Genomic DNA, 7,140 nt, shown 5'->3' with positions numbered 1-7,140 from the left:
CGTCCGGCCCGCCTGCCGACCGCCGCCGGGCAGGACCGGCGGGATGTCGGGCGTGGCGGCGAAGAGGTTGACGACGTCCACGTCGTCGGGCGCGAGGGTCTCGCCCCGGCTGGCCTGGCGGGCGAGCCGGCCGATGGCGGAGCGCAGAGCGGTCGCGTCGCGGAACTCGCGCTCGCCGGCGGTCGGGGCGACCTCGGGGAAGCGCTCGACGAGCCAGTCGTTCAGGGCCGCGGCGTCGGCGACCGGCTGCGACTCCTCCGGGCGGTCGAGGCCGCCCGTGTAGGCGAAGTCGAGGGCGAGGGATCCGGAGTCGAACCACCAGCGCGGACCCTCGGCGTCCTCCATCCACTGTCCGGTGCCGCGGGGGAGGATCGAGTCTGTCGCCATGTAACCAATATAGTCGGTTAGCTGCGGGCGGGAAGCCCGCTCGGGCCTCCGAAACCCTATCGCACGCCCCGGCTGCAATACTGGCCCGATGACCGCTCGCCGCCCCGATCCCGCCGCCGTGCTCGAGGGAGCCACCGTGCGCCTCCGCGCGCTCACGCTCGACGACCTGCCCGACCTGTTCGACGCCATCGGGCACCCCGAGGTCTTCGCGGGAGGCTGGGGAGGCGGACCGGCCGCGTACCGCGACACCTACGAGGACTGGCGAGCGTTCATCCTGGGCTACCTCGCCTGGGAGACGGGCAACGTCTACGCCGTGACCCTGCGCGACGGCGACCGGATCGTCGGCACGACGACGCTCGGCGACCTCGACCTGACGAACGGCTCCGCCCACATCGGCTGGACCGCCTACGCCCCCGAGGCCTGGGGCACGCGGGTCAACGCCGAGGCCAAGCGTCTGCTCCTCGGCAGCGCGTTCGACCATGGGTTCGAACGGGTGAAGCTGCAGGCGGACGTGCTCAACGAGCGCTCCCGGACCGCGATCCTGCGCCTCGGCGCGCAGTTCGAGGGCGTGCTGCGGCACACCCAGCCCCGCGCCGACGGCACGTGGCGCGACACCGCGGTGTACTCGATCCTGCGCGAGGAGTGGCCTGCCGTGCGTGCGGGTCTCGACGAGCGGCTGGCCGCCCAGACGGCCTGACGGCTCGGCCCGGACCGGCTCTACCGCAGCGCGCGGGTGGAGGCGCCCTCGGCCGCGCTGGCGGCGGCCGTGCGGCGCTGGGCGGGCGTCACCTCCCGGTGCTGCCAGGAGATGAGGTTCGCGGCGTCGAACCGGCGGCTGCACGCCCCGCACGCCAGCGCGCGGGCGGGCTTGCGATAGCGGTAGTGCGTGTGCCCGTTCGGGCAGGTGCCGACCCACGGCGCCAGCTCGTCGGCGATGGCCCCGCCGTGCAGGCGCTTGCCCTCGTAGCCGAGGTCGAGCGCGATCGCGCGCCAGCGCGGGCCGTGACCGGCGCGCGACCCGGCGAGCGCGTGCGCCACCTCGTGCAGCAGCACCTGGTGGATCTCGTCGTCCTCGTACCGGGTGGCGAGGTAGCGGGAGACGGTGATCTTCTTCGTCGTGTAGTTGCAGAGCCCGGCTCGGGTCTTGGCGTTGTCGAAGTCGAAGCTCCACACGGCCGGGTCGAGATGCAGGGCGATGAGGGCGTCTGCCCAGCGGCGCACGCGGTCCAGCTCCGCCATCAGTGCGCGACTCCCCTGACGGCGACTCCCCCGACGGCGGGGTGGGCGGCGCATCCGGTCATGCCCGGAATCCTACGCGGGCCGGGGTGCGCCTTCCAGGTGCAGGGGCGACCGTCACGCCTGATCGTCGCGGCCGGCCGCGCCGTGCTGGGCCTCGGACAGGGACTGCACCACGGCGACAGCAAGCAGGGCGCCCTCGATCTCCGCGGGGGACGCACCGAGCTTCTCGCGCAGGAACACCGCGGCGGTCATGTCGGAGAGGGCGTTGTCGTAGTCCTTCATGTCGAAGTAGACCTTGCCGCGGCTCTGGATCGCGAACGCCTCGAGCGCGGTCCACTCGCGACCGCGCGCCTCGGTGACGCAGTCGCTCAGCTCCACGACGGCGTCGTCGTACTTGCCGATGTACTGGAGCACCTGGGCGCGGCGGATGCGGGCGCCGATCAGCTGCTCGCGGTCCCCGGTGAAGCGCGCCTGGCGCACGGCCTCGGTGCCGATGGTGAGGGCCTCGTCCAGCCGGCCGAGCAGGCGCAGCAGAACCGTCTTCTCATTGAGCGCGCTCATGCTGCGCAGGTTGCCGAGCTCGTCCAACCGGTCGCCGGCGGCGCGCAGGTCGACGCGCTCGCGCAAGGTGGACGGATCGTATCCGAGGATGATGTTCAGGGTTCTGCTCCCGAATCGTGCGGTTCGGGATCCAGACTACCTGCCGCGACGCCGCCCGCGGCCCCATCGCGGCGGGTTCAGCCCGGGAGTCGTGCGGGATCCGCGGGGGCGAGGGCGACCTCCAGGAGTCGGTCGTCGCCGGATCGGGGATCGCCGCGCCCGTCGGTGTTGTTCGTGAGCACCCAGAGGCGGTCGCCGTGGGCGACGACATCCCGCAACCGCCCGTAGGTGCCGTCGAAGAACGCCTGCGCCGTCACCGGCGCGCCGCCCGCGGTCGACCAGACCGTCCAGAGCCGCTCCCCCCGCAGCGCGGCGATGAAGATCGTGTCGCCGACGATCGCGAGACCGCTGGGGCTCGCCTCGGAGGTGCGCCACTGCTGCACCGGGTCGGTGTACGTCGGATCGCCCGCGATGCCCTCGACGACCGGCCAGCCGTAGTCCGCACCGGGCCGGATGATGTTCAGCTCGTCCCAGGTGTCCTGCCCGAACTCGCTCGCCCACATCGTGCCGTGCGCGTCCCAGCCGATGCCCTGCGGGTTGCGGTGCCCGAAGCTCCACACCGGCGACCCCGGGAAGGGGTTGCCCGCGGGCACCTGGCCGTCGGGCGTCACCCGCAGGATCTTGCCGCCGAGGGACGAGAGGTCCTGGGCGCGATCCGTGTCGCCAGCGTCGCCGACCGTGACATAGAGCATCCCGTCGGGCCCGAAGGCGATGCGGCCGCCGTTGTGGTTCGTGCCCTTCGGGAGGCCGGACAGCACCGTCTCGGGGGCGCCGATCGCGTAGCTGCCGGGCACGCCGTCGAGCGGGAGGCGGACGACGCGGTTGTCCTCCGCCGTGGTCTCGTACGCGTAGAGATGCGTGGGAACGGACCCGGCGGGGACCGCGAGGCCGAGCAGGCCGCCCTCCCCCGCGTGCACGACGCCTGGGACGGTGCCCACGTCGCGCAGGCCGCCCTGCGGCAGCCGTTCGCGGACCAGCCCCGAGTCCCGCTCGCTGATCAGAGCGGATCCGCTCGGGAGCGGGACGATCGACCAGGGCGCGTCGAGCCCGGTCTCCAGCACGGTGGCGTCGCCCGCCGGCTGCAGGGGCACGGCCGCCACGGCCGACGACGTGCCCGTGGGGCGCGGCTGCGGCGTGGGACTGACCGAGCGGATCGCGGTCGGCGGGGACGCAGGAGGCACGCAGCCGGACAGCGCGACGAGAGCGGCGGCGGCCATCGCCGCCACGCCCGTGGTGCGCGCTGCCCGGGAGCTGCTCATGCCGATCGCGCCCGCGTCAGGTCACTCGACGACCTGGACTTCCTTCCAGAAGGCCACGTAGTCGCTGAAGTCCTTGCCCACGCGGTCGAACGCGGTCGGGTACGGGGTGGGGTACGACCAGGCGCGGTCCTGCAGGAGCGCGCCGCCGTCCTTCACGGAGAAGTACTGGCACTCGCCCTTCCAGGGACAGGTGTACGGAGTGGCGCTCTCGACGAGGTACTCCTTGTTGACGCTCGCGGGCGGGAAGTACCAGTTGCCCTCGATGCGGATCAGCTCCTCCTCGGGAGCCTCGGCGATGACGGTGTCGTTCAGGACTGCTTTCATGATGCAACCTCCTCGCAGACCGGAACGCGCGGTGCGGACCGATCATTCCGGGAGGGTACTCCCCTCCGCCGCGAGAGCGCCTGTCAGTCGGCGGGAGCGCGCAGCACCTCGACCGCGTCGACCGTGCCGAGTCGTCCGGCGGGGGCGATCTCGGCCGGAGCGATGCCCGCCGCCACCAGCTCCTGACCCGAGACGGAGGCGGTGAGGAGGTGCGCGACGGCACCGCGCAGGCCCGTGAACGCGGCGCACGCGGCGGCCGCCTCGGGCGAGCTGTAGTCGATGCCGAGCGCGGCGAGCGCGTCGATCACGGCGCCGGCGGCGAGGAGGTCCTCGACGGCGAAGCGCGTCGATCCACTCGCGGTCGAGCCGCCGGCCGCGACGACCGCGATCATCGCGCGGCGGCCGAGGCGCACCTGCTCCGCCAGCGCCCAGGCGGCGACGGCGGCCGGATTGGTGAGACCGGCGGCCACGACGGCGCCCTGCCCGGGAACCGCCGCGAGATCGGGTGCCGCAGCGGCGATCGCGCCATCGCCGAGCGCATCGACCCAGATCACGATGTCGGCGTCGCCGGCGACCGCCCGGGCGCCGTCGGCGGCCCAGTCGAAGCGCACCTGGTACTTGGACTGGCGGTGCGCGGCGGGGGCGTCGGAATCGGTCGTGGGCGGGAGGGTGCTCGGCTCGGTCACCGGGACATCGTAATGCGGGGCGCCGGTCGCGACGGCCGTGTTTCGCCGGGTGACGGGCGCATCTGACGCCGGATCAGCTCGAAGTCGTGGCGGGTGATCTCGATCACCCCGCGCCGCAGCTGGTAGCCCCAGTCGCGGTTGTCGCGCGTGAAGTCGAGCGACGGGAGCAGGGGCCGGATCGGGGTGGGGATGGCGTCGTGGTCCCACTCGATCCGCCGCCGCCACGGGCGGAAGTCGCCGGCCGGACCGCGCATCGACTCCCCCTGCGTGACCTGGAACGCATCCCCGTCGGCGACGCGGCCGACGGCGGTGAACTCCTTGAGCGGGTCGCCGTCGGGGTAGGTCGTCTTGGGCGAGTAGTACACGAACCCGTCGGCCGGGCCCATCCACTCCAGCGGACCGCGCGCGCCGTGGTTGACCTGCGCGAAGCCGCCCGCGACGCCACGGAGCACGTGGTCGCGCTGCACCACGCCCAGCCAGTAGCGGATCGCCATGCTCCCGTTCTAGCGCATCCCACCGACACCCTGCGCCAGGCGGAGTCGGGAATGCGCCGGGAACTCGGCCCGGACGACGCCCCACGGGACGACACTGGGAGGATGCGCGTGCTCCTCAAGTTCCTGCTCGACTGCGACCCCGACGCGGCCTGGCGCGCCCTGCAGAGCCCGACCGCGTTCCGGGAGGTCGCCCTGCCGTGGCTGGACTTCCAGCCCGATGGCGACACCTCCTTCCCGACCGTCTGGGGCGGCGGCGAGCACCGGGTGCGGGTGCGGGCGCTCGGGGCGTTCACGGTCGGGACGCAGGCCATCCGGCTCGACACTCTGCGGCCGGCCGGGGAGGCCGAGCACGCCACCCGCATCCTGCGCGACAGCGGCGGCGGCACCGGAGGCGTGCTCTCCGCCCTCCCTCACCTGGACCACCGCATGGCGATCGCCCCCGACCCGGCCGGGCCGGACGCGGACGGACGCCTGCGCACGCTCTACCGCGATCAGCTGATCGTGCGCGCCGGAGCGCTCACTCCCCTCGCCTGGTACACGCTGTGGGCGTTCTGGCAGTGGCGCGGGCACCGGCTCCGCCGCCTCGCGCCGACCTGGGCATACGACCCGCCAGCCGCTAGCGTGACGGAAGAGCTGGACGAGCCCGGCCGAACGGAGGAGACCGCATGAGCACCGTCGAGGACGACCCGGCCACCGGAGCCGCCGGCGCACCCGCCGTCCCCCGCGCGGTCACCGCGCTGCAGACCGCCGACTGGCGGCGCCGGGTCTTCGCGCTGTACGCGTCGGTCCGCCGGCTGGCCGGCTCCGACCCGGTCGCGGCGCACGCCCACTGGATCTCCTGCCGCGACGACCTGTTCTCGTCGCACCCCGCCTCCCCGCTGCTCGAGGAGGACCGCGCCCGCTTCACCGGGCTCCCGGTCGCGGCCTACGACCCGGAGTGGCGGTTCGAGCTGCCGATCCACGCGCCCGCGGAGCCGCGACGGATGGAGGTCGAGACCGGCACCGACGGCGTCGTGCCGTTCGAGCTGCTGGGCACCGTGCGCATCCCCCTCGCCGGCACGCTCGACGTCTGGCGGCTCTCGTCGTACGGCGGCGGGATCTTCGTCCCCGTGAAGGACGCCCTCGCCGGGCGCCCCGGCGGCACCTACGGCGGCGGCCGCTACCTCATCGACACGATCAAGGGCGCCGACCTGGGGCTCGACGCGGACGGCGACGAGGCCAGGATCGTGCTCGACTTCAACTTCGCGTACAACCCGTCGTGCGCCTACGACCCGGCGTGGGCCTGCCCGCTCGCGCAGGCGGGCAACACGCTCGCGACCGAGGTGCCCGTCGGCGAGCGGTACTCCGGGACCTACGCGTAGGTCCCGGAGGCCGTCCGGATCACGGGGCGACGAGCGTCAGGCGCTGGGTCGGCCGGGTCATCGCCACGTACAGCGTGGCCGCTCCGCGCGCGGTCTCCGCGGCGAGCGCGCCGGGATCGGCGAGCACGACCGCATCGAACTCGAGCCCCTTCGCCTCGTAGCCGCTGAGCACCGCGATCGGGCGGTTCAGGCCGGCGGCGCCGCGGCCCGCGTGCTCGCCGTACCGGGCGGAGACCGCGGCGGCGACCGCCTCCACCTCCCGCACCGGCGCGATCACCGCGAGCGTGCCCTGGGTGTCGATGCCGCGATCGTGCTCGACCGCCGCGACCACGGCGTCCGGCAGGGTCGCGCCGTCCGCGTTCACCCGGCGGATGGGCCAGTCGCCCTCGCGCACGGAGCGCGTCGGGGTGATCGGCAGGCCGGCGCTCTGCGCCATCCGCTCCGCCTCCTGGGCGATCTGGGCCGGGGTGCGGTAGTTGACCGTGAGCTCCTCCAGGCGCCAGGAGTCCTTGAAGTACGGCTGCAGCGCAGCGGCCCAGCTGGTCGCACCGGCCGGGGACGACACCTGCGCGATGTCGCCGACGATCGTGAAGGAGCGCATCGGGCAGCGCCGCACCAGCACGCGCCACTGCATGGGCGAGAGCTCCTGGGCCTCGTCGACGACCACGTGCCCGTACGTCCACGAGCGGTCGGCGGAGGCGCGCTCGGCGGTCGTGCCGCGGTCGTCCTG

The 7,140-nt window shown here is 73.8% G+C and carries 11 protein-coding genes; 3 read left to right on the top strand and 8 right to left on the bottom strand.

What is annotated here, in order from left to right; all coding sequences use genetic code 11:
* Positions 1-387, bottom strand: a 387-nt coding sequence (locus BGO91_RS05245; RefSeq protein ID WP_290471818.1) for an ABATE domain-containing protein, incomplete at its 3' end; no start/stop codon positions are given.
* Positions 388-475: 88 nt separating this feature from the next.
* On the opposite strand from BGO91_RS05245, the gene BGO91_RS05240 reads away from it, so the two are divergent.
* Positions 476-1,084, top strand: coding sequence for a GNAT family protein (locus BGO91_RS05240; protein ID WP_290471817.1), 609 nt, complete (start codon positions 476-478; stop codon positions 1,082-1,084).
* A gap of 20 nt (positions 1,085-1,104) precedes the next feature.
* Here BGO91_RS05240 and BGO91_RS05235 read toward each other — a convergent pair whose 3' ends face one another.
* From BGO91_RS05235 to BGO91_RS05210, 6 genes are all read right to left on the bottom strand, one after another.
* Positions 1,105-1,626: a SprT-like domain-containing protein gene (locus BGO91_RS05235; protein WP_290471816.1), complete on the bottom strand. Its 522-nt coding sequence runs from the start codon at positions 1,624-1,626 to the stop codon at positions 1,105-1,107.
* Between the two features lie 114 nt (positions 1,627-1,740).
* Positions 1,741-2,253 (bottom strand): hypothetical protein, encoded by a 513-nt coding sequence (locus tag BGO91_RS05230; protein WP_290471815.1) that lies wholly within the window; start codon positions 2,251-2,253, stop codon positions 1,741-1,743.
* Positions 2,254-2,363: 110 nt separating this feature from the next.
* Positions 2,364-3,545 carry a PQQ-dependent sugar dehydrogenase gene (locus BGO91_RS05225; RefSeq protein WP_290471814.1) on the bottom strand — a complete coding sequence of 394 codons (1,182 nt, stop codon included), beginning with the start codon at positions 3,543-3,545 and terminating at the stop codon, positions 2,364-2,366.
* Between the two features lie 21 nt (positions 3,546-3,566).
* Positions 3,567-3,869: a DUF427 domain-containing protein gene (locus BGO91_RS05220; protein WP_290471813.1), complete on the bottom strand. Its 303-nt coding sequence runs from the start codon at positions 3,867-3,869 to the stop codon at positions 3,567-3,569.
* Between the two features lie 83 nt (positions 3,870-3,952).
* Entirely contained in the window at positions 3,953-4,555 is a 603-nt protein-coding gene (locus tag BGO91_RS05215; protein WP_290471812.1) for a 2-phosphosulfolactate phosphatase, read from the bottom strand.
* On the bottom strand, positions 4,552-5,049 hold the full coding sequence (locus BGO91_RS05210) for an EVE domain-containing protein (RefSeq protein WP_290471811.1): 498 nt from the start codon (positions 5,047-5,049) through the stop codon (positions 4,552-4,554). The genes BGO91_RS05215 and BGO91_RS05210 overlap by 4 nt, the downstream gene beginning before the upstream one ends.
* 102 nt (positions 5,050-5,151) lie before the next feature.
* On the opposite strand from BGO91_RS05210, the gene BGO91_RS05205 reads away from it, so the two are divergent.
* Positions 5,152-5,718 (top strand): hypothetical protein, encoded by a 567-nt coding sequence (locus BGO91_RS05205; protein WP_290471810.1) that lies wholly within the window; start codon positions 5,152-5,154, stop codon positions 5,716-5,718.
* A complete protein-coding gene (locus BGO91_RS05200; protein WP_290471809.1) occupies positions 5,715-6,410 on the top strand; it encodes a DUF1684 domain-containing protein in 696 nt (231 codons plus the stop codon). Before BGO91_RS05205 ends, BGO91_RS05200 begins: the two co-directional genes overlap by 4 nt.
* Positions 6,411-6,429: 19 nt before the next feature.
* On the opposite strand, the gene BGO91_RS05195 is transcribed toward BGO91_RS05200, so the two are convergent.
* Positions 6,430-7,140: ATP-binding domain-containing protein (locus BGO91_RS05195; protein ID WP_290471808.1), on the bottom strand; the 711-nt coding region annotated here is incomplete at its 5' end.

The organism is Leifsonia sp. 71-9 (genome assembly GCF_001898805.1).
In the GTDB taxonomy this organism is placed as follows: domain Bacteria; phylum Actinomycetota; class Actinomycetes; order Actinomycetales; family Microbacteriaceae; genus Leifsonia.
The sequence above is the reverse complement of the archived record's forward strand: the minus strand, read 5'-3'. Positions and strand labels throughout refer to the sequence as shown.